This is a genomic window from Synechococcus sp. H70.1 (genome assembly GCF_047502705.1).
Classification (GTDB): Bacteria; Cyanobacteriota; Cyanobacteriia; order Thermostichales; family Thermostichaceae; genus Thermostichus.
Genome location: NZ_JANSIV010000054.1, coordinates 2,194 through 23,707 on the forward strand (window position 1 = coordinate 2,194; position 21,514 = coordinate 23,707).

Genomic DNA, 21,514 nt, shown 5'->3' on the forward strand with positions numbered 1-21,514 from the left:
CAGCTCAGCCAGCTTGCCTGGTGGGATTGGCCTCTTGCAGCAATACGTCAAGCAGCACCTCTTCTTTGTCGCCCCCTGGATCAAGAAACTCTGGCGGCACTAGCTGAGTTTAAGCAAAAGCTTCTAGATCCGTAAGTTTGGAGTTAGGATGAGGTTCAATTCAATTAGGGGTAGGTTTACAAGTCCCGATTCAGAACGCAGACATGATGGATCTTAAACCGGCATCTTCCCCTGCCCAAAATACTTCCTCAGCCGCCTCGCAAACCTTTCCTCCCCTTTGGCTAAGCCTGGCGCTGGGGATCTCCACTGCTCCTGTTTTGTTGGGATTGGTCTTGGCAGATCGCGCCGCCAAGTGGCTGGGATCCCTGAGCTGGGAGGATCCAAGCTGGTGGTTAGGAGAACGGCTGCCCAACCTTGATAGCACCGCTCTCCGCGGCCAGCTGCAGGAGCACCCAGATTCTGGGCCAGGGGCGTAGCTTGCCGATGGCTTGCGTACCATAGTAGAACAAGTCCCTAGCAGGAGCGAGCATTCTTTGCGCAGGTTGCTCAGGCGGGTGCGAGAGTTCACCTCCAGCTTCTTGGGAGAGGTGGGGTGGGTGGGGGCCCTTTTCTTTACGGCAGTGGTGAGCGGCTGCTTGGGTTATCTCTTCGGCCAACGCGCTCTCTCGGGGGTCTCCTCTCCTGTTACCAAAACCAGCCAGGTTTCCTCCGCCGGGATCGTTCGCGATCCCCGTACCGTGCCCCTTCTCAGTGAGGCCGAGGTAATTGCGGCAGCGAAAGCCTTTCTTCAGCCACCCCCCACTCCCACTCCGCTTTCCACACCCCCACCCGCAGTCGTTGTCTTTCCCACCCCCACTCCTCTCCGTCCCCTGTCTCCCGAATTGGCATTGGCCCCCTCTCCCTCCCCTACCCTGCAGCCTGCCTCCCCCTCTCCGCCACCAGCGCGCCCCTCGCCACCACCTAGGTCTACACCCTCTCCCCCACCCCCACAGGTGGCCCCCAGTGGGCAGGTTGCCATGCAGGTGCTCTCTGTGCGACGCGAGGGAGGGCAGGTGGTTTTGAATGTTGCCGTGCAAAACAATTCGCCGGAAGCAGTGCGCTTTCTCTACAGCTTCCTGAACGTTACTGACGACAACGGCCGGTCGATCAACGCTCTCACCCAGGGCTTGCCCGGGGAGCTGCCTCCCAACAGCCCCGTTTTCCAGGGAACCATCCGCATCCCCGCCTCCAGCTTAGCCGGCTCCCGCTCCTTGTCCCTAAGCCTGGCGGATTATCCCAGCCGCCGTTACCAAGTTGGGGTTAGCGGAATCCCGGTGCCGCCGTAGCCCTGCCTAGAGATTGTTGCCACAACAACGCCAAGCGGAGTTGACAAGCAGTGCCTAGCCCAGCCTTTGAGCGCCCTGAGCAGATTCGCGAGCTCTTCGACCGCATTGCCCCCCACTACGATGCCCTCAACCAAACCCTGAGCCTGGGCCTCCATCGGGTTTGGAAGCGCATGGCCGTGCGCTGGTCGGGCGCCGGTCCGGGCGGGCACGTGTTGGATCTCTGCTGTGGCACTGGCGATCTGGCCCTGCAACTGGCCCGGAGGGTGGGACGAAGCGGACAAGTAGTGGGACTGGATTTCTCCCCCGCCATGCTGGCCATTGCCCAGCGCCGTGCCCAGCAATTGCTCCCCGGCTACTCCCTAGAGTGGGTCTTGGGCAATGCGCTGGCCTTGCCTTTTGCCAACCACCGCTTTGATGCCATTACGATGGGCTATGGCCTGCGCAACGTAACCGATATCCCTCAGGCTCTGCGGGAGATTTACCGGGTGCTCAAACCTGGCTGTCGCGCCGCCATTTTGGATTTCCATCGCCCCGCTGGGATTCCTTTCCTTGAGAGCTTTCAGCGCTGGTACCTCACCACCCACGTTGTTGCCCAGGCCAAAGCCTTTGGATTGGCATCCGAATATGCCTATATCGCTCCCAGCTTGGATCGCTTTCCCGGCGGAGAACAACAGCGGCAAATGGCCTTGCAGCTGGGCTTTTCTGCTGCCAAGTTCTACCCCCTAGCCGGTGGCATGATGGGAGTGCTCCTGGTTGTTCGCTAGGGACTCACCTTTCTCCCAACACCCTAGCGCTAAGGAGAACCTTGCCGCCAAGGTCTGGGGGGACGGCGGCAGCCGTAATCAGCACTTCTTGGACAGGAGCATCCTTGGAAGGCGTTTGTAGCGGGCGCAACGCAACAATGGCGGTGCCCTGGCCATCTACCTGAAAGCTGCCGCCATAGAGCATCTCCTCGGTGTCCAGCTTGAGCCAAAGGTGGTAGCGCTCCCCTGCAGGCAAGGGGGGCAGATCCCTTGCCGCCAAAACCACCTCCTGCCACTCCCCCGGGCGAAACAGCAAGTTAGCCGACCCTGCCTCCCCCTGCAAGGTAATCAGGCGGGATCCCGGCTGTTGGAACAACTGGGCCAGCGCCTGCACCGCTTCTAGGGGAGCTGGCTGCAGGGTCTGCCGCAGCCGCCAGTTATCGAAAACCAGCAACAACAAAGTTACCGCCGCTAAGCCCCTCAGCCACCGCCCCTCAAGCTGGAGGCGACCAAGGCCCAGAGAGGGCAAGGCTGGGGGTGGGGGGATGGGTGGGGTGCCTGTCTCTGCCATGACCTGGCTGCGCAAACTGGCTGAAGGGATCACCCCCGGCAGCCCATAGGGCAACAAATGCAGAGCTTCCTGGAGGGCTTGTAATTCTGCCAATAGCTGCGGCTCTTGAGCTAAGCGCACCTCCAGGGCACTTGCCTGCTCAGGGGGCAAGAGCCCCAGCAGGTAATCGGCCAGGACTGCCTCTTCCAGCTCAGCGGGAAGAGGAAAAAGGGGGGAGGAGGCAGAAGACATGGCTATCCCAACAACCCTGCGGCAGGGCTCAAAACTTTACTGGCCAAGCAGGGGGCGCAGGGATCGTCGCAACTTGCAAAGGGCTTGGCGAGAGCGAGCTTGGACTGTGGCCAGCGGAATCCCCAGCTCTTGAGCGATATCCTCTGCGCTTAACCCTCGATAGTAGAGTAACTCCAGTAGCTGGCGCTGGCTTTCCGAAAGCTGACTGAGAGCCTCCTGAACTGGCTGCCGCCGCTCCTCCACAGAAAGCTGCTCAAAGGGGGCTGGAGATCTGCTGCTGGCAATGAGCAGGGGCTGCCAGGGCTTCCAGGGGCGCCGCTGGCTGCCTTGAGAGCGCAGCCGCTCAAGAGCCTGCGCTCGGGTCAACCTACACAAAAGACTGTTGATGGATCCCTGCTTGGGATCGTGGCTGGGCTTTCGCCAGAGGGTGGCGAACACTTCTTGCGTCAGATCCTCGGCCTCAGTTACACAGCCTAGGATCTGGAGGGCCAAACCATAGACCAAGCTGGCATAGCGATCATAGAGGGCGGCCAGAGCAGCAGGCTGCCCTGCTTTGAGGGCTTCCATCAGCTCCAAATCAGTACAGGCTGGCCAATTCCTCACCTGCTTGCACCAAGGGGATAGGGCTCTCCGCTGCTTAACCATGCTGGACCCTACCCAGAACGCCAGAGGAGACAGATCCATAGTAGCTGCCCCACCGTCCCCCTCCCCCGCAAGAGCGCCAGCCTGCCGCCGAAGTCCAGCGGAACGTTACCTCCTCTCCCCCCTCTTGGTTGTAGCAACCAGCTGGCTTGAACAGCAGTTGCTTAGCTGCGCTTTGGCGTCGGGAAAGAGCCGGTGACCGCCTGGATCTTTTGCCGCCGCCCCCCTCGCTCAATCTCCAGCTCTAGCTTGCTGCCCACCTCAGTGCGCTCCACCTCTTGCTGCACTTGGTCGGCAGTGGTTACAGGGCGGCCATTGACGGAGAGGATGATATCTCCAGCCCGCAGGCCCGCCCGCTCTGCTGGGGATCCCTGAATGACCTCGCCGATGAGCACCCCCTGATCCACGGTTACGAAAATGCGACTGTTGGGATCCTGGTTAAGGCGCTCCTTCAGCTCAGGAGTAAGGGTGAGCATGCGGATACCCAAGTAGGGGTGATCCACCCTGCCCCGGGTAATCAACTGGTTGGCCACCCGCTGCGCTGTCTCAATGGGAATGGCAAAGCCCAACCCCTGCGCTCCCTGGATGATGGCGGTATTGACCCCAATCACTTCCCCTTGGGCATTCAGCAGCGGACCGCCGGAGTTGCCGGGATTAATGGCCGCATCCGTCTGGATGAACGACACCCGCTTGTCGGGCACGCGGATCTCGCTGCTGGAACGGCCCAAGGCACTGATGATCCCGGCAGTTACCGTGTTGTCTAGCCCCAGGGGGTTGCCAATGGCAATGGCCCACTGACCCGGCTCCAGAAGCTCGGAGCGGCCCAGCTTCACCGTTGGCAAGTTCTGGGCGTCAATCTTGACCACTGCAATGTCCGTAACTGGGTCCGTGCCAATAACCTTGCCCTCAAAGCTACGGCCATCTTTCAGCGTCACCGTCACCTTGTCAGATCCCTCCACCACATGGGCGTTGGTGATGATCTGGCCATCCGGGCTAATGATAAAGCCGGAGCCCGTCCCTTGCTGTCGTCGCTGCCGCGGCAGGGGAGGGATCACCTGGCCAAAGAACTCGCGGAAAAACGGATCGCTAAAGAACTCCTCTGGGAAAGCCCCAGGAACGTTGACTGTCCGCTCTGAGTCGATGCGCACCACTGCCGGCCCCACCTTCTGGGCCACCTCGGCAATAAAATTTAGGTTTGGCTGGGGTGGAGTTGCCGTCGTCTGAGCAGATACCCCCCTGCCTCCCCCTAGCGCTGCTCCCAGACCAATGCCCAAGAGCACCAGCAGCACTGACGCAAAAAGAGACCTGAGGGCGGAGACTGCCAAAGGCTGCAAAAAGGGAAGGACTCTATTCCCTTGAGGCGACTGGTCAGGCTGAGCAGAAGGGCCTGAACTGGGAGAGGGTTGGTTTGGCATAGATGGGCTGGACTTCATAGCCACAGGGAAAGAGTTGGGATTGCGGAAAAAGCCCCACGGGGAGGAAAAAACCTAGGCCCAATCTAGCACGGGCAGCAGGTATTCCAGAACTATGGCGCTTTTCCGCACTGCTATCCAGTCCAAAGAGCAGCAGAATCTACTGCTCTGGGAAGCTGACTTCCCTCTAGGAGTGGGTTTGATGGAGGGGGAAGCCAAAGAAGCCTTTGCACTTGGTTTTTGCCGCTAACCTAGAAGTGTAGCTCAGGGATAAGACCATGACCAACCGAGCCCGTTGCCTGTTGGCTCCGCTGCTGGGGGGGTTGCTCTGGCTACCACCAGCTGCGCCGGTTTTGGCGCAAAGGGATCCCTTGCCACCCCCACCCCCTGGCGAGGGATGGCGTCCTGTAAATCCGGCGGCAGGGGGAAACGGCTCTGGCCAGCCCTTTCAATTGCGAACCACGCTGCTATTGCGCTCTGGAGATTTAATCCAAGCGGTGCATCGCTCTGCCGAGCCCCTCCTGCTTGCCCCTGGTGAAACCCGCGCCGTCAGCCTCAGCCTGGAAACTCCCCTGCGGGATATCTACGGCAACACGGTCGTCCCGGCGGGAGCCATCCTAGAAGGTCAATTCCAGCCAGTAAGCGGCGGCACCCAGTTTGTCTCGCGAGCTTTGGTTTTTAACGGCCAATCCTACCCCCTCTACGCCCAAAGCCAGGTGATCCCGCTGCGCAAGGATCCCCGCCATACCTCTGCGGAAGCCATTGTCCAAGATGCCCTGATTGGAGCAGCTGCAGGGGCCATCTTAGGGGGCCTCCTGGGTGACCGGGTGATCTCAACAGAGAAAGTGCTGGGCGGAGCAGCTGCAGGGGCTGTGATTGGCAACGTGACAGCGCCAGAAGTGGCGGTGATTGATGCCAACGCCAGCCTGACCTTGAGGGTTACCCAAGACTTTCAACCCTATCTGCCCTAGACGAGGGCTAGCCGCTGCAGCCGTTGCCAGGGAGGGGAGCTCCTTGCCTGGGAAGGACTTTAAGAAGTGTGAAGATCTGAGATGGCAGACGGCAGGCATATCGGAGAATAACATGGGGGTATGCCTGTCATACTCTTTTAAAAAAACGACTTGAGGATGGCTATCCATGAGCGTTATCACGAAGTCGATTGTGAATGCGGATGCGGAAGCCCGCTACCTCAGCCCGGGAGAACTGGATCGCATTAAGTCCTTCGTCACCTCGGGGGAGAAGCGGCTGCGCATTGCTCAAGTCTTGACTGAGTCGCGTGAGCGCATCGTTAAGCAAGCAGCCGATCAGCTCTTCCAAAAGCGTCCCGACATTGTCTCTCCAGGTGGCAACGCTTACGGAGAGGAGATGACGGCAACTTGCCTGCGGGATATGGACTACTACCTGCGCCTAATTACCTATGGGATCGTTGCCGGCGATGTTACGCCGATTGAGGAAATCGGCTTGGTAGGTGTGCGGGAGATGTATAACTCCTTGGGCACGCCCCTGCCGGCAGTGGCGGAGAGCATTCGCCTCATGAAGCAGGTAGCCATGGGTCTGTTGTCTCCCGAGGACGCGGCTGAAGCAGCCTACTACTTTGACTTTGTCGCGGGAGCCATGAGTTAGTCTTTTTGTTTAACTGCCTTCTGTTTAAGGTTCACGGATTGGATTTAGGAAGCTCATCATGCAAGACGCAATTACTGCTGTAATCAACAGCTACGATGTCCAAGGCAAGTACCTCGACAGCTCGGCCATGGACAAGCTGAGGGCTTTCTTCGCCTCGGGCGAGCTGCGGGTGCGGGCGGCTGCCACCATTGCAGCCAACGCTTCCAACATCATTAAGGATGCTGCTGCCAAGGCTTTGCTCTACTCGGATCTCACCCGCCCTGGTGGCAACATGTACACCACCCGTCGCTATGCTGCTTGCATTCGCGACATGGACTACTACCTGCGCTATGCCACCTACGCCATGTTGGCAGGGGATCCCTCCATCCTCGACGAGCGGGTGCTCAACGGCCTCAAAGAAACCTACAACTCGCTGGGAGTGCCAATTGGGGCAACGATTCAGGCCATCCAAGCCATGAAGGAGGTAACTGCGGCTTTGGTGGGTCCTGAAGCCGGCAAAGAAATGGGTGTGTACTTTGACTACATTTGCTCCGGCCTAAGCTAACTGCCAACATTGTGGCCTTGGCCTGAGGTTTAGCCTCTAACAAGCACGACAGGCGACTTGCCCCAGGGATCTGGTGTGCTAACTAGGGTACGCGAGCTTTCTGAGGTGGGTCGCCTGCCTTGCTGGTTGGGTCAGCCATTTATCAGGGGGATCCTTGCACCATGCGGATGTTTAAGATTACAGCTTGCGTGCCTAGCCAAACCCGAATTCGTACCCAACGGGAGCTGCAGAATACCTACTTCACCAAGTTGGTACCCTACGACAACTGGTTTCGCGAGCAGCAGCGCATTCAGAAGTCGGGTGGCCGCATCCTGAAGGTAGAGCTGGTTGCCGGCAAGCCAGGAATCGACGTGGGGTTGCTGTAGTTCCCTTGCCCATCTGCTGTTGCCTCCTGGCCAGATCTGGTAGGCCCAGCTTTGGGGAGCTTAGCCTTGGGGCTGGGGAAGCCAGTCTGGCTATTTTGTGGGGGTGAGAGTTTGGAGCCAATTATTGCTGTTGACAACCTGAGCAAGGTCTACCCAGTGGCCATCAAGGAGCCGGGGGTAGTGGGCACATTGCGTCACTTTTTTCGCCGCACCTATCGCTACATCCCGGCAGTGCAGTCTTTGAGCTTTCAGATTCAGGCGGGGGAGGTGGTAGGTTTTCTGGGGCCAAACGGCGCTGGCAAGACCACCACCCTAAAGATGCTAACAGGTCTCATCTACCCCTCCAGTGGTACGGTCCAGGTGGTCGGCCATCTGCCCTACCGACGCGAGCCAGCTTTTTTGCGGCAGATTACCCTCGTGATGGGACAAAAGCAGCAGCTCCTCTGGGATCTCCCGGCGATGGACTCCTTGCGCATTAATGCCGCTGTTTACGAGCTCCCGGAAAAGGTGTTTCAGGATCGGGTGGAGGAGTTGGCGGAGTTACTCAACCTGCAAGGCAAGCTAAATCAACCGGTGCGCAAGCTTTCCCTAGGGGAGCGGATGAAGGCAGAGCTCCTGGCGGCCCTGCTCCACCGCCCGCAGGTTTTGTTTTTGGACGAGCCCACCTTGGGGTTGGATGTGAATGCCCAGGCTGCTGTGCGGCAGTTTCTACGGGACTACAACCGCCGCTACGGGGCAACAGTGCTCCTGACCAGCCACTACATGGCTGATATTACAGCCCTTTGTGAGCGGGTGCTGGTGATTAGCGGCGGGCAACTGATCTACGATGGCAACCTAGAAGAGCTGCGGCAGCGCTTTGCTCCCTATCGCGAGGTGAAGCTGGAATTGGCCCGCCCTTGCTCCTCGGCGCAACTGCAGTCCTATGGTGAGCTGCGCAGCGAAGGGGATCCTGGCAGCAGCTGCGAGGTGCGGCTGTGGGTGCGGCGGGAACAGCTCACCCAGACAGTGGCCAGGCTGCTGGCAGAGCTGGAGGTGTTGGACTTGACAGTAACCGATCCGCCAATTGAAGAGGTTATCGGCCGAGTGTTTGCCGGGGGGATCCTCCCCTAGGGTTAGGTTCCCCCGGACTGCCCCCCGGCAGGAGAGGGAGCCCAGGAGCCTGGCTTTGGAAGCAAGGAGAGGGCTTGTTGTGCTCGTGGTCAAACTTGTTGCGTAGCAGCCTCCCTCTGGGCAGCCGTCGAGCGAGCTGCATGCAGAGCGGCATAGAGCTTGTTGAGGGCGTTCACATAGGCTTGCGCGGAGGCAACAACGATGTCCGTATTGGCAGCATGGCCGGAGAAGATGCGATCTTCATGGCGCAGGCGGATAGTAACTTCCCCCATGGCGTCAATGCCGGCGGTAACCGACTGGACAGAGAATTCAATGAGCTGGTTAGGAATGTTGACAATGCGGCTGATCGCTTTGTAAACCGCATCCACCGGTCCCGTGCCCACTGCTGCATCCACCTTTTCCTCCCCCTCAGGGGTAATTAGGCGCACAGTAGCTGTAGGCGTCTCGTGATTGCCACACACCACCTGCACGTGCTCCAGCCGGTAGAGGTCCGGCACTGGCCGGGTTTCATCGTTGACGATGGCCTCTAGGTCGAGATCGGTGATCTCTTTCTTTTTGTCGGCCAGCTCTTTGAAGCGCAAGAAAGCCTTGTTTAGCTCTTGCTCTGACAACTCGAAGCCCAGCTCCTTGAGGCGGGTACGGAAGGCGTGGCGGCCCGAGTGTTTGCCCAACACCAAGGTGCTCGATTGCAGACCGATGGTTTGGGCGTCCATGATTTCGTAGGTCTGACGGTTTTTGAGCATCCCGTCTTGATGGATGCCGGATTCGTGGGCAAAGGCATTGGCACCAACAATTGCCTTGTTGGGCTGCACCAACATGCCGGTGAGGTTGGAGACTAGGCGGGAGGTGCGGTAGATCTCCTGGGTTTTGATGTGAGTCAGCGGTTTTTCGGAGTCCACCGGCAGCCCAAAGTAGGGGTTAAAGTAGCTGCGGCGCACATGCAGGGCCATCACCACTTCTTCCAGCGCTGTGTTACCGGCCCGCTCGCCAATGCCGTTAACGGTTACTTCCACCTGTCGCGCTCCCTGCTTGATGGCCTCCAGGAAGTTGGCTACTGAGACTCCCAGGTCGTCGTGGCCGTGGACAGAGATGATAGCCTGCTTAATACTGGGCACGTTCTCGCGAATGCTTTTAATCAGTTGGCCGAATTCCTCGGGCATGCTGTAGCCAACGGTATCAGGGATATTGATGGTTTTGGCCCCGGCCCGAATGGCTGCTTCGAGGACCTCGTAGAGGAATTCGGGATCAGAGCGGGTGGCATCCATGGCGGAGAACTCCACATCGTCCACAAAGGACTTGGCGTAGGCCACCATCTCTTCAGCAATTTGCAGCACCTCAGCGCGGGTTTTGCGCAACTGGTACTTGAGGTGGATGTCAGAGGTGGAAATGAAGGTATGGATGCGGGGCTTGGCAGCGGGTTTGAGGGCTTCAGCTGCCGCTTCGATATCAGCCTTGCGGGCACGAGCCAGGCTGCAGATGACGGGGCCATCGGGGGTGCCCACGTGCTCAGCTATCTTCTGCACCGCCTCAAAGTCGCCAGGGCTGGCGTAGGCAAACCCCGCCTCGATGATATCAACCCCTAGCCGAGCCAGTTGCCGGGCAATGGCCAGTTTCTCCTCAGTGTTGAGGGTTGCGCCGGGACACTGCTCTCCGTCGCGCAAAGTGGTGTCGAAAATAAGCACATGATCCAAGGCTTGGCCATCAAATGAGGAAGAGGTAGAAGCTGCGGCAGCGTTCATAACTTTTCGATTGAAGAGGTAGACAGTGCTTTTTATTTTGGCATTACTAGAAGCGCCGTAAAGCCCCTAGCTTATTGCATTGCTCTATAGAAGCAAGCTATAACCGCCGGGAGGACTTCAGCGGCTGCTGAAGGCCCCAGATCCTTGGCGCCTGGAGAGGTACTGCCAACCGCCTTCTGCAGTCTCTTGGCCAACGCAGAAATCGGGTGAGGCTGAGCTAGCCCCTGCAAAAGAAGTGGCCGGAGGCCTAGTGGCTCGGCAGGGGTTGCCTACTTCAACGGGCCAAAATGCTACGATAGCGGCAAGGAAAAGAGGAAGGCGAAGCGTTACATGGCAGAATATACTCGGTCGATTTCCTTCTACGGGCGGGAAATTGACATCAATATTGGCTTGATGGCCCCCCAGGCAGGCTGTGGAGTCTGGCTGACCTGTGGGGAAACTTCGGTCTTGGTTACGGCCACGCGCCAGGCCAATCGTGAGGGGGCTGACTTTTTGCCGTTGCTGGTGGACTATGAGGAGCGCCTCTATGCTGCTGGCCGGATCCCAGGGAGCTACCTGCGGCGCGAGGGTCGCCCCCCAGAGCGGGCTACTTTGATCTCGCGTCTCATAGACCGACCCCTGCGGCCGCTGTTTCCAGAGTGGCTACGGGACGACGTACAAATTGTAGCCACCACCCTCTCTGTGGACGACAAGGTGCCCCCCGATGTGCTGTGCATTTTAGGAGCCTCCCTGGCCGTTCACGGTGCCCGCATTCCCTTCAACGGCCCGGTGGCAGCGGTGCGAGTTGGCCTACTCCAGGATGAGTTTATCATCAACCCTACCTATGCGGAAATCGAGGCTGGCGACCTGGATCTGGTGGTAGCTGGCTGTGCCGACGGCGTGATCATGGTCGAGGCGGGCGCCAAGCAGGTGCCGGAAAAGGACGTGGTTGAGGCTATCGAGTTTGGATTCGAGGCTGTTCAGGAGCTGCTCAAAGCTCAACAGCAAGTCTTTGCCGACCTCAACATCACTCCTGTGGAACTGCCCCCGCCCCCCGTCAATGAGGAGCTGGTTACCTTTGTAGCAGAACAGGCGCAGGAGGAGATTTGCTCTGTCCTTAGACAGTTTTTGGACAAGACCAGCCGCGAGCAGCAATTGGAGGCCATCAAGGCCAAGCTGGCGGCCCAAATCCAGGAACGGCCAGAGGGGGATCCCCTAAGGCTTTACCTGCTGGAAAACCCCAAGGAGTTGGACAACCAGTTCAAGGCCCTCCTCAAGAAGCTGATGCGCCGGCAGATCCTGGAAGAGGGGGTGCGGGTAGATGGGCGCAGGCTGGACGAGGTGCGGCCGGTCTCCTGCCGGGTGGGCTTGATCCCGCGAGTCCACGGCAGTGCTCTGTTCAATCGTGGCCTCACCCAAGTCCTTTCCATTACTACCCTAGGCACCCCTGGCGATGCCCAGGAGTTGGACGACCTGCACCCAGTGGACGAAAAGCGCTACATGCACCACTACAACTTCCCTGGTTTTTCTGTGGGAGAAGTGCGGCCCTCGCGCTCGCCGGGGCGGCGGGAGATTGGCCATGGGGCGCTGGCGGAGCGGGCCCTAGTGCCAGTGCTGCCCAAGGAGGAGGAGTTCCCCTACGTGGTGCGGGTAGTCTCGGAGGTGCTCTCCTCCAATGGCTCCACCTCGATGGCTTCAGTCTGTGGCTCTACCCTGTCTTTGATGGATGCCGGGGTGCCGATTAAGGCGCCAGTTAGCGGCGTAGCCATGGGCCTAATCAAAGAAGGGGACGAGGTGCGTATCCTCACTGACATCCAAGGGATCGAGGACTTTTTGGGGGACATGGATTTTAAGGTGGCCGGCACGCGGGCGGGGATCACCGCTTTGCAGATGGACATGAAAATTACCGGCATCACCGTTGACATCCTCGAGAAGGCCCTCCTGCAAGCCAAGGCTGGGCGGGACTACATCCTCGACAAAATGCTGGAGGTCATTCCCGCCCCTCGGCCTCAGTTGGCCAAAACGGCTCCCCGTTTGCTTACCTTCAAGGTGGATCCAGAAGACATCGGCAAGATCATCGGCCCCGGCGGAAAGATGGTGCGCAGCATTACTGAAGCAACGGGGGCCAAGGTGGACATTAGCGACGATGGCACAATCACGGTCTCTTCCTCGGTTAGCGGCCAGGCTGAAGCGGCGCGGGCCATGATTGAAAACCTAGTGCGGCGAGTGGAGGAAGGGCAAGTTTACCTAGGCAGGGTGACCCGCATCCTCCCTATTGGCGCCTTTGTGGAGTTCTTGCCTGGCAAGGAGGGCATGATCCACATCTCGCAACTGGCGGAGTACCGCGTCACCCGCGTCGAAGATGAAGTTGCCGTGGAAGACGAAGTGGTGGTCAAGGTGCGCAGCATCGATCACAAGGGCCGTGTCAACCTCACCCGGCTTGGCATTAGCCCTGAGGAAGCGGCGCGAGTGCGCAGCCACCGCCGTTGAGGCTGCGGTTTCTTCCCCACCCCCCAGTGACCAAGGTCCTGGAGTGCCAGCTCGACGGGCCGCCTCCCCAGGGGAATGGGGCTGGGCTTTGGCTTGGGGGCTGGGGTGGGCTACTTTGCTCAACCTTTCCGCTCAGCACCCCTTGCCCCTGCGGCTGGAGAGCGATGCCCAAGCCTGGCTCTATGCCCTGCGCCGCCCCCAACAGCCTTCCCCAGAGGTGGCAATTGTCGGCATCGATGGCCGTCTTGAAGGCCAGGGGGAAAGGGCGGAGGGCAAGCCTCATGTTGACTTTCTTCTGGAGCGCTCCAACTACGCCGGCCTAACTCTGCGCTTGCTGGAAGAAGCGGGGGCTAGGGTGGTGGTGCTGAATCTGCCCAGTAGCTTTGTGGTGCCGCAGAATCTGGGTAACGAGGACCTGGATGCTCCCCTGCGTCAGGTTATCCAGCGCTACCCAGATCGTGTGGTCTTGGCTACCCGCAGCAGTGAGAGCTTTGGCCGCTCTGAGATCAACATCTACAACCACTTTTTGCCCTTTTCCTCGCGGCGGCTGGAGTACTTGGTGGCACCGGAACATGTCCAGGGAGTGGTGCAACACCGCCTGGACGGGGCTGGAATCCTGCGCCAGGCCCAGTTGCGAGGGCTCTACCTACGCCGCGACAGCCAGGAGGAGCAGATGTTTGCTGCGGTGGAGGCCTTGGCTTTTGCCAAGTACGACCCGGAGCGGGCCAGCCGCTGGTTGCGCGAACGGGGTTTGCAGCCAGTTCAATTCAACCCCCTCGGAGCCCAGCACGGCATCCCCATCATTCCCATCGAGGAGGTCTGTCCGCCGGTGATTCCCCGGACGGGACCCGGCTCCCCGACGATCAACCCCGGGCAAGCCTGCCGCCGCCAGGAAGGGATCCCCCCCCTCGATCCGAAAGTTGCCGAGCAACTGCGGAACAAGATCGTCCTGGTGGGCTTTGTGGGCGGCTACCCCGAGACCTTTCCAGTACGGACAGCAGATGGATCCCAGATTGCAGCCGTAGAACTGCAGGCGCAAGTCTTGTCCAGCCTGCTTACCGGAGAGGTGTATCGATCCCTGCCGGCAGCGCTGGCGGCAGGGGTTGTCTTTCTGCTGAGTGGGGGAACGGGCCTGATCTTGGTGCTTCATCGCCCTTCTCCGCGCAAGAGTCGCTGGGACTGGAAACAGCGGTGCCCTCTCCTCTGGCCGCTGCTGGGGCTGGCTGCTTACGAAGGCTGGGCTGTGGCCCAATTTTTGCTATGGCGTTGGATTTGGCCGCTGAGCTTGCCAGCTTTGGCGGTTGGCCTGACAGAGGTAAGCCTGCTGCTAACGTTGGTGATTTTGGAAAACCAGCAGAGGCTTTTGGCCCAACAACAGGAATTGGAGCGCCTGCGCCGGGCTGAGCAGGAGGCGGCCATCGACCAAGCCCGCAAGCTGCTCTACCGGGTAGCCACCGACATTCATGATCGCGAGCTGCAAGAGCTGAAGGTGGTGATGGACGAGCTGGAGAGCTTACAATGGCAACAGCAACAGGGCAGGGATCCCGATCCTGCCATTTACGATCGTCTCCTGGAGCAGCTGGAGCGGATCGGGCGGGGCATTCGCGCCCAGCTCAATGACGTGCGCACGCTGGCCACCAAGTTGCACATTTCCCCCAGCCTGCGGGAGGGCTTGCACCGGGGCATCGACACCTATCTGGACGAGCTCATCCAAACGGGCAGCCTGACCTTGGCTGTAGAGCGCCACCTGCAACCTTTGGCGGAGCCCAATACTAGTGAGTGGTTCGACCAGCGGGAGGACATCCTGCGCTTTCTGCGAGAGGCCATTGGCAATGTCATTGCCCATGTCCAGCCTCCCAAGGGCAACGCCTCCTTTGTCAAGGTGTCCCTAGTCCAAAGGGATCGCCACTGCTACCTGTCGATCCTCAACGACGGCATAGAGTACGCTCCGGCCCCCTGCGGCGGTTACGGCAGCAAGGTCATGAATACCATCGCCCGCTACCTGCCCAAGGGATCCTGGCACCGCACCCAAACCCCAGAAGGCTACACCCATGTAGAGCTGCACTGGGAGATGCCGGATCCCTAGCTACAGCCAAGGGAAGCTCCTTGGCAAGTGCTAGCCCACGGCTGGGGGCTCGAAGGAGGGCGTCCCGCTGGCAAAACGTAGCCCCGCAGGCAGCGGGCCAAGGCCCCCTAAGCCCCAGGGGGTACCTTGGGCCAACACGACTCTGCCTTGGCAGGTGGCTGCCGCTAGCAAAAGGGCCGCTTAGGCTGGCAGGGGACTGCAGGCTTTCACCTAGGTCTAGGCAGTTTGCAGTTGTTGCAGCTCCTTGGAGGTTAGCTTGGCACTGAGAGCACCCTGCTCCCCGCTGGAGTTAACCCTCTCTGGTGCAACCTGGCTGTTGGTGTAGAGGCCTACAAGGGGCTTTCCTAGGGGCCGGCGCTATTGCAGACTAGGTCAGGAGTTGTTGCAGGGTAGTCAAATAGCGGCGCTTCTTTTCCATACTTCCGCGCCGCGTTGCTCAGTGGGCCCCAGCTTGTCTTCTTCTACCGACCCAAGGACTGCAGCCAGCCAATGAGGGTGGTACCGGACAATGCTTCAAACGCAATCAAGGCCACAAAGCCAATCATTGCCAAGCGCCCGTTCAAGCGCTCAGCGTACTCGGTAAAGCCCACCCGCGGAACGGGATCCACATACATTTCTGGCTCAATGGCGTAGTTGTTGAGGCGACCACCGTCTTCAACAACAACGGAGCGATATCTGCTCATAGGGTTCTCCTTATTCTTTCTTGACCAGTGTAGCCTACTCTGGGGAGGATTGTAAAGTTTTGTTGAGCAAAGGGAGAGTTGGGGCTTTCGTCCCCGTTGCGGGAGTTGAGCCAAACCAGGTTGTGCAGACGGCGGGAGAGCCAGGCCACTTTCCCGGGCCAGGTCGTCAACGGGGGCTAGGCCATCCCTTCTCAAACCAGGAGGGCTTGGGGATAATAGCAGCGGCAGGGAGAGAAAAAGCAATGTCGGCACAGGAAAAGTTGCGGGCGCTGCTGGAGACCCAGCCAGTAGCCAGCTTGGCGGTGCTAGAGGAGGGGTCGCCAGCAGTGTCGCTAGTGCCTTTTGTGGTGCAATGGGATCCCTTGCGCTTGGCCATTGTCATCAGCGACCTTTCTGCCCACACCCTAGCTTTGCGGGCAGATCCCCGGGCCGCGCTGCTCATCCACGAGCCGCCGACGCCGGGGGATCCGCGCAGCAACCACGCCTTGCCGCGGCTAATGCTAAAGGGGACAGCCCAGTTCCTCAGCCGCGAAGAGGCCCAAGCCCAGGGGTTTGAGGCCCGTTATCGCGCCAAGTACGAGATTGCCGAGATGATCCTGGGCCTGGCGGACTTCCACTTCTGTCAGATCAACCCCACCAGCGGCAGCTTCATTCAGGGGTTTGGCCAGGCCTTCCGGCTGAGCGGCCCCAACTTGGATCAACTAGAGCACCTCACTCCCTCTTAGGCGGGGGACGGGACTTCCCTCCTCTGGGAGAGGCGCTGCTAGGGGATCCCGAGCTCAGGTTTTCGGGTGGGATCCCGGAGCCAGGCTAGCAGCAGCGGGTTGACCAGCTCTGGGGCTTCGTCGTGGGGACAGTGGCCCACCCCGGGCAAAGGAATAAACCCCACCACGCAGGGGAACTCGGCCAAGGCCCGCCCTAAGGCAATGGGCTCCCAGGGATCTGCCTCCCCCCAGAGGATGAGGACAGGGCAGGTGACCTGAGGGAGGAGATCTTCGGCCAAGGGGCCTTGAGAGTAGCGGACAAAGGCCAAGAAAACCTCTGCCGCCCCTGGATCAAGAGCCGGTCGCAGCACCAGCTGCACCAGATCTTCCGTAACCGCTTCTTTGCGCCCGTAGGCCTGGAGGAGGATGTTGCGAATAGCCTTGGGTCGGGCTAGCTGGGCAAAGAAAAACCGCCCAAAGGGGGGCCACCCCAGCAGAGATTGCAGCAACGGAGCAGTCCAGCGGCGCAGCCATGAGAGCTGGTGTCGCTTGCGCTCGTGCAGCAGCCGCAGCGAGGGATCCAACATCGCCACCCCCAAAACCTGGCCTGGCTGCAAAACAGCTGCCTGCAAGGCCACAATGCAACCAATGGAGTTGCCCACTAGATAAGCTGGCTCCCCCACGACCTCCCGCGTGAAATCGGCCACCTGGGCGCCCCAGGTCTCGAAGGTGTAGGGCAAAGGGGATCCCGGCAAGGGCTTGGCGGATCCCCCAAACCCGAGCAGATCCAGGGCGTACGCGCGGCAGTGCCGCCCCAGCGCCGGCAAATTTTTCCGCCAGTGGTCGCTGCTGGCCCCAAAGCCGTGGATGAGCACTACTGCTGGGCTAGCGGATCCCGCCTGCTGGTAGCGAATAGACTGGCCCCGCCAGAGCCAGTGCCCTTCAGAGGGAGTTAGGACGCTTGGAGAAGGCTGTTCGGAGAGCATGGGGATCCTAGCAGCTGGCCCTCTTTTTTGCTGGCACAATTTGGATGGGGAAGCAAGTCCTCTCCCTAGGTTCGTGGCGATGGCGTTGGTAGCCTACCCCCTTTTGGGCGTCAACCTGCACCTTACCCTGCCGGAAGCCCAGCTGCAGAGCTACGCCGCCTGGATTGCAGCCCGCCTCAGCCAGGGCCTGGGCGCCCAGGTGGTCACCTGCAACCCGGAGATGATCATGCAGGGGCAGCGGGATCCTGCCTTTGCCCAAGTGCTGCGGGAGGCTGAGCTGGTGATCCCAGACGGCATTGGGGTGGTTTGGGCCTTACAGCGGCAAGGGATCCGCGTCCAGCGGGTGCCAGGGATCGAGCTAGCCGAAGCCTTAATCCAATTGGCGGCAGAACAGGGGTGGCGCTTGGCCTTGGTGGGGGGCAAGCCGGAGGTAAACCAGGCGGCGATTCAGCACTGGCGAGCCCGCTTTCCCTCTCTGGCCGTTTGGGGCCACCACGGCTACTTCTCTCCTGCCGAGGAAGAAAACCTGCTGCAAACTCTCCAGGCCTTCCAGCCGCAGCTGGTGTGGGTGGGGCTGGGATCCCCGCGCCAAGAGCTATGGATTTATCGCTGGCGAGCTCTTTTGCCCCAAGCCATCTGGATGGGAGTGGGCGGTAGCTTCGACATTTGGGCTGGGCAAAAACGACGGGCCCCCCGCTGGTGGCGTGACCATCACCTGGAATGGTTGTATCGTCTCTATCAGGAACCTTGGCGCTGGCGACGCATGTTGGCTTTGCCCAGGTTTGCCTGGCAAGTGCTGTGGGCTCCCTCTCCCTCCCAAGCAGGTGGCGAGACCTCCTCTCCCTCTTTGTAGGTGCTTTGCCATGATGGTTAGTCAGCCCGTTGGTGATGTTCCTCGCTTTTACCGTTGCGCCCATCCCAGCTCCAGCGTCTCTCTTCCCGCCTTACCCGCCTTAGCTGACCTAGACGTTGACCGGTCCCGCTCGCGATCCCTGCCCAGCAGCTCTGAGAACATGGTGTTGCTGCGGGGTGTGAGCAAAGTCCTTCCCAATGGCGAGTGGCTCTTGCGGGATGTCAATTTGGAGGTGCGCCGCGGCGAGTTTGTCTTCATAACTGGAGTCTCAGGGGCGGGCAAGTCCACTCTCCTGAGGCTGCTCTACGGGGCTGAAGAGGCCACCAAGGGTACGGTGATGGTGGATGGGGTGTGCCTGTTTTCTTCGGAAGGTCGGCGGCGGCCCTACCGGATTCCCCCCCGTCCTCTAGCGATGCTGCGGCGGCGCTTGGGAGTGGTCTTTCAAGACTATCGCCTCTTGGCCAATCGCACCCTAGCGGAAAATGTAGCCTTTGTCCTGCGGGCCCAGGGGCTCTCCCCGGCAGAAATTCGCCGCCGCCTTGGGCCAACCCTGAAGATGGTGGGGCTGGCCGATAAGGAGAATCGCTTTCCCCATGAGCTTTCGGGGGGAGAACAGCAGCGCCTCAGCCTGGCCCGCGCCATTGTCAACAGGCCGGTGCTACTGCTGGCAGACGAGCCGACAGGGAACCTGGATCCGGAAAACTCGCTGTTGGTTCTCCAGATTTTGGAGCGCCTTAATTCTTTTGGGGTGACGATCATCATGACCAGCCACGACCCCTATCTCGTGGAGCGAGCCGGCCACCGGGTGGTGCGCATGGAAGGAGGACGCCTGTATGATATGGGCTGAGGAGCTGCCGGGATCTGCAGGCCAAGCCCCCTTTCAATGCTCCCTAGGGCGAGAATCCCTTCGCTAGGCGCTAAGCAGCATGCAGTTTCTCTACAAGATTCGCTATCTCTTGCAAGAGACTTTTCTGGGGTTGCGGCGGGGAGGCTGGCTAAACTGGGCTGCTGTTAGCACCCTGCTGGTGCTGCTGTTTTTGGTCGGGATCGGCGTGGAGCTGTCTTGGGGAGTGGAGGCGACGGTGCGCTCCCTGGGAGGGCAACTGGAGATCTCTGTCTATCTGGAGCCGGAACGCCAAGGGGTGGAGTTGCAGCCGCAAGTTGCCCGACTGCCCCATGTGGAAGCGGTGAGGGTGATCACCAAAGAGCAAGCCTGGCGCGACCTGCTGCTGGAGATGGGGATCCAAGATGAGGCGGCCCTGGAAATCCAGCTGGGAGAGAACCCCCTTGTGGATACCCTGCGCGTCAAGGCAGATTCCGCCGAAACCCTGGGCCAGGTGGCTGAGCAAATTCGCACCCTGGAAGGGGTGGACGAGGTGTACTACGGCAGCCGTATTGTGGAAGAACTGACCCAGCTCCAGGAGCTGCTGCGGCTGGGATCCCTGGGCATCCTTGGGGTGCTGACTCTAACTGCAGTGGCTGTCATCACCACCACCATTCGCCTCGTCGTCATAGCGCGGCGGCGGGAGATTGAGGTAATGCAGCTGGTGGGGGCAACGGCAGCCTGGATTTACTTGCCCTTTGTTTTGCAGGGCTGCCTGTTTGGGTTGATCAGTGCCCTGGGGGCTTGGGGCTTGGTTTTGGGATCGCGGCAGTTGCTGCAGGAGGCGTTAGAGCGGCTAATTCCCCTGCCTTTGGTCAAGGTGCTCCAGGCCGATCCCGATCCCCTGGCGTCCTGGTTCCTGCCGCTTTTGCTTTTGGGGATGGGAATTTCCCTGGGCACCAGCAGCAGCCTCATTGCGGTGCGCAAGTCAGCAGGTCGCGGGCTCTGAGCTAAGGGCTTCCATTGCGCTACAATCAAGCTTTGCCTAGGAACACCAAGACTCCAACTATGGCGTCCCGCAATCCTGATTTGGGCATTGACAATGACGAGCTAATGCGTCGGGTAGAAGCATTGATTAACGCTGCCAAAAATCGCTATCGCATTACGGTACAGGTGGCCAATCGGGCCAAGCGTCGCCTCTATGAGGATCCCAACGAGGCGGAAGAAGGACGGATGAAGCCCATTCGCCGCGCCATTATCGAGATGTCGGATGAGCTGATGGAGCCGGAAATTATTGGCGACGAGTAGGGGTTTGGCCGGGAGGGGAGGGGCGGCAATCTTCCCCGGAGGAGGAAGCCCGCGTTGCCCGTCAGCCAGCAGGCGCAGGTAGGGGGAGTTAGTGCAAGAAGAAAAATGCCACCCCGAGAATGACATAGGTGGCTAGGAGCAAAAGCCCCTCCAGCCAGTTGGAGCGTCCGTCGCTCGTAACGGAGTTAACCAGCAGCACTGAGACGGCAATTGCCACCAATTCCACCGGCCCGAAGTTAAAGTTCATCGGTTGGCCCAGCAGGCTACCGGCCAGCACCAAGAGAGGTGCCACAAACAGAGCAATCTGCATCGTCGAGCCCAGGGCCACTGAAAAGGAGAGATCCATCTTGTTTTTCAAGGCCACTGTGATTGCCGTTGCGTGTTCGGCCGCATTGCCAATGAGGGGCAGCAGGATCACCCCCATAAACAGGGGTGTAACCTGTAGCTGCTCAAGGGCAGTTTCCAGGGTGTCTACAAGCAACTCCGACTCAAGGGCCACCAGCACGGTTAGCCCCAAAAGGGCTAGTACCCAGGGCCACAGCTGACTTTGCTCCGAGGAGGCGGTCAAGACCTGGGGAATGGATCCCTCTGCCTGCAGGACGGGATTGGGGGCAAGAGGGGTGGCGGCTTCGGCTTCGTGAATGCTGTAGAGGTAACTGTGGGTTTTGAGGGAAAAAAGCAAGGTGAGACCATAGACTGCCAGCAACACCAGAGCCACTGCTGTCGAGAGTTCCTGAAGGGAGATCTCCCCTAAGCTGGCATCGGCATAGGTAACCACACTGGGCAGGATCAACGCTACCACCGCCAGGTTCATCACTGAGGCGTTCATGCGCGCTACCTCAGGCCGAAAGCTCTGCTCGCGAAATTTGATCCCACCCAAAAGCATGGCCAAGCCGGCCACCAGGAGCAGGTTGCTGATGATGGCGCCGGTGATGGAGGCTTTGACCACCTCCACCAGGCCAGCCCGCAGCGCCACCAGGCCAAGGATCAGCTCGGTGGCATTGCCAAAGGTGGCGTTGATTAGCCCCCCAATCGTTGGGCCCGTCAAGGCGGCAATTTCCTCTGTGGCCTGACCGGTAAACTTGGCCAAAGCCACCACTGCCAAAGCGGCGCAGAGAAAGATGAGATTGGGATCCCAGCCCTGAAGGTGGCCTATCCAGGACAGGGGAACCCCCGCTAGCAGCAGGAACAGCAAGCCGTTCAGCGCTTTCTGCCAAGCTGCTGCAGTCGTCGAGGAAAGCGGAGAATTTGCATCGGCCAGGGTCATGGTTCCTAAGGAAAAGCCGGGTAGCTACTT

22 protein-coding genes are annotated in these 21,514 nt (G+C 59.9%); 15 read left to right on the forward strand and 7 right to left on the reverse strand.

The window, feature by feature from the left end:
* The first annotated feature begins 203 nt into the window (after positions 1-203).
* Genes NW827_RS04065 through ubiE form a run of 3 tightly spaced genes read left to right on the forward strand, consistent with a single transcriptional unit; the run spans position 204 to position 2,089 of the window.
* Positions 204-476 carry a hypothetical protein gene (locus tag NW827_RS04065; RefSeq protein WP_414359823.1) on the forward strand — a complete coding sequence of 91 codons (273 nt, stop codon included), beginning with the start codon at positions 204-206 and terminating at the stop codon, positions 474-476.
* Positions 477-533: 57 nt separating this feature from the next.
* Entirely contained in the window at positions 534-1,325 is a 792-nt protein-coding gene (locus NW827_RS04070) for a hypothetical protein (RefSeq protein ID WP_414359824.1), read from the forward strand.
* Positions 1,326-1,375: 50 nt separating this feature from the next.
* Positions 1,376-2,089 (forward strand): bifunctional demethylmenaquinone methyltransferase/2-methoxy-6-polyprenyl-1,4-benzoquinol methylase UbiE, encoded by a 714-nt coding sequence (gene ubiE / locus NW827_RS04075; protein ID WP_414359826.1) that lies wholly within the window; start codon positions 1,376-1,378, stop codon positions 2,087-2,089.
* A gap of 4 nt (positions 2,090-2,093) precedes the next feature.
* Here the strand turns inward: ubiE and NW827_RS04080 are convergent, their stop codons facing one another.
* The 3 genes from NW827_RS04080 to NW827_RS04090 form a co-directional block, all read right to left on the reverse strand.
* Entirely contained in the window at positions 2,094-2,870 is a 777-nt protein-coding gene (locus NW827_RS04080; protein ID WP_414359828.1) for an anti-sigma factor domain-containing protein, read from the reverse strand.
* 36 nt (positions 2,871-2,906) lie between these two features.
* Positions 2,907-3,515: a sigma-70 family RNA polymerase sigma factor gene (locus tag NW827_RS04085; protein ID WP_414360078.1), complete on the reverse strand. Its 609-nt coding sequence runs from the start codon at positions 3,513-3,515 to the stop codon at positions 2,907-2,909.
* Positions 3,516-3,676: 161 nt separating this feature from the next.
* The gene (locus NW827_RS04090; RefSeq protein WP_414359830.1) at positions 3,677-4,837 is read right to left on the reverse strand and encodes an HhoA/HhoB/HtrA family serine endopeptidase; all 1,161 of its coding nucleotides are present in this window, start codon (positions 4,835-4,837) and stop codon (positions 3,677-3,679) included.
* A 365-nt stretch (positions 4,838-5,202) separates the two neighbouring features.
* Here NW827_RS04090 and NW827_RS04095 point away from each other — a divergent pair, with 365 nt between their 5' ends.
* From NW827_RS04095 to NW827_RS04115, 5 genes are all read left to right on the forward strand, one after another.
* Positions 5,203-5,895 carry a hypothetical protein gene (locus tag NW827_RS04095; protein ID WP_414359832.1) on the forward strand — a complete coding sequence of 231 codons (693 nt, stop codon included), beginning with the start codon at positions 5,203-5,205 and terminating at the stop codon, positions 5,893-5,895.
* A gap of 166 nt (positions 5,896-6,061) precedes the next feature.
* Positions 6,062-6,547: an allophycocyanin gene (locus NW827_RS04100; protein ID WP_414359834.1), complete on the forward strand. Its 486-nt coding sequence runs from the start codon at positions 6,062-6,064 to the stop codon at positions 6,545-6,547.
* 58 nt (positions 6,548-6,605) lie between these two features.
* Positions 6,606-7,091, forward strand: coding sequence for an allophycocyanin subunit beta (gene apcB / locus NW827_RS04105; RefSeq protein WP_414359836.1), 486 nt, complete (start codon positions 6,606-6,608; stop codon positions 7,089-7,091).
* Between the two features lie 161 nt (positions 7,092-7,252).
* A complete protein-coding gene (locus NW827_RS04110) occupies positions 7,253-7,456 on the forward strand; it encodes a phycobilisome linker polypeptide (RefSeq protein WP_011431036.1) in 204 nt (67 codons plus the stop codon).
* Between the two features lie 111 nt (positions 7,457-7,567).
* The gene (locus NW827_RS04115; RefSeq protein ID WP_414404045.1) at positions 7,568-8,566 is read left to right on the forward strand and encodes an ABC transporter ATP-binding protein; all 999 of its coding nucleotides are present in this window, start codon (positions 7,568-7,570) and stop codon (positions 8,564-8,566) included.
* 89 nt (positions 8,567-8,655) lie between these two features.
* On the opposite strand, the gene NW827_RS04120 is transcribed toward NW827_RS04115, so the two are convergent.
* Positions 8,656-10,305 carry a 2-isopropylmalate synthase gene (locus tag NW827_RS04120; RefSeq protein WP_414359839.1) on the reverse strand — a complete coding sequence of 550 codons (1,650 nt, stop codon included), beginning with the start codon at positions 10,303-10,305 and terminating at the stop codon, positions 8,656-8,658.
* 330 nt (positions 10,306-10,635) lie between these two features.
* Here NW827_RS04120 and NW827_RS04125 point away from each other — a divergent pair, with 330 nt between their 5' ends.
* Entirely contained in the window at positions 10,636-12,774 is a 2,139-nt protein-coding gene (locus tag NW827_RS04125) for a polyribonucleotide nucleotidyltransferase (RefSeq protein ID WP_414359841.1), read from the forward strand.
* A gap of 43 nt (positions 12,775-12,817) precedes the next feature.
* On the forward strand, positions 12,818-14,860 hold the full coding sequence (locus NW827_RS04130; RefSeq protein ID WP_414404046.1) for a CHASE2 domain-containing protein: 2,043 nt from the start codon (positions 12,818-12,820) through the stop codon (positions 14,858-14,860).
* 461 nt (positions 14,861-15,321) lie between these two features.
* On the opposite strand, the gene NW827_RS04135 is transcribed toward NW827_RS04130, so the two are convergent.
* On the reverse strand, positions 15,322-15,543 hold the full coding sequence (locus tag NW827_RS04135; RefSeq protein WP_414359847.1) for a high light inducible protein: 222 nt from the start codon (positions 15,541-15,543) through the stop codon (positions 15,322-15,324).
* A 242-nt stretch (positions 15,544-15,785) separates the two neighbouring features.
* On the opposite strand from NW827_RS04135, the gene NW827_RS04140 reads away from it, so the two are divergent.
* Positions 15,786-16,268: a pyridoxamine 5'-phosphate oxidase family protein gene (locus tag NW827_RS04140; protein WP_414404047.1), complete on the forward strand. Its 483-nt coding sequence runs from the start codon at positions 15,786-15,788 to the stop codon at positions 16,266-16,268.
* 38 nt (positions 16,269-16,306) lie between these two features.
* Here the strand turns inward: NW827_RS04140 and NW827_RS04145 are convergent, their stop codons facing one another.
* Positions 16,307-17,233, reverse strand: coding sequence for an alpha/beta fold hydrolase (locus tag NW827_RS04145; RefSeq protein WP_414359852.1), 927 nt, complete (start codon positions 17,231-17,233; stop codon positions 16,307-16,309).
* Between the two features lie 79 nt (positions 17,234-17,312).
* Here NW827_RS04145 and NW827_RS04150 point away from each other — a divergent pair, with 79 nt between their 5' ends.
* From NW827_RS04150 to NW827_RS04165, 4 genes are all read left to right on the forward strand, one after another.
* Positions 17,313-18,086, forward strand: coding sequence for a WecB/TagA/CpsF family glycosyltransferase (locus NW827_RS04150; RefSeq protein ID WP_414404048.1), 774 nt, complete (start codon positions 17,313-17,315; stop codon positions 18,084-18,086).
* Positions 18,087-18,246: 160 nt separating this feature from the next.
* Positions 18,247-18,933, forward strand: a complete 687-nt coding sequence (locus NW827_RS04155) for a cell division ATP-binding protein FtsE (protein ID WP_414503367.1) — start codon at positions 18,247-18,249, stop codon at positions 18,931-18,933.
* A gap of 79 nt (positions 18,934-19,012) precedes the next feature.
* Positions 19,013-19,918 (forward strand): cell division protein FtsX, encoded by a 906-nt coding sequence (locus NW827_RS04160; RefSeq protein ID WP_414359856.1) that lies wholly within the window; start codon positions 19,013-19,015, stop codon positions 19,916-19,918.
* Positions 19,919-19,977: 59 nt separating this feature from the next.
* Entirely contained in the window at positions 19,978-20,217 is a 240-nt protein-coding gene (locus tag NW827_RS04165; RefSeq protein WP_414359857.1) for a DNA-directed RNA polymerase subunit omega, read from the forward strand.
* An 88-nt stretch (positions 20,218-20,305) separates the two neighbouring features.
* Here NW827_RS04165 and cax read toward each other — a convergent pair whose 3' ends face one another.
* Positions 20,306-21,409, reverse strand: a complete 1,104-nt coding sequence (gene cax, locus NW827_RS04170; protein ID WP_414404095.1) for a calcium/proton exchanger — start codon at positions 21,407-21,409, stop codon at positions 20,306-20,308.
* Positions 21,410-21,514 lie beyond the last annotated feature (105 nt).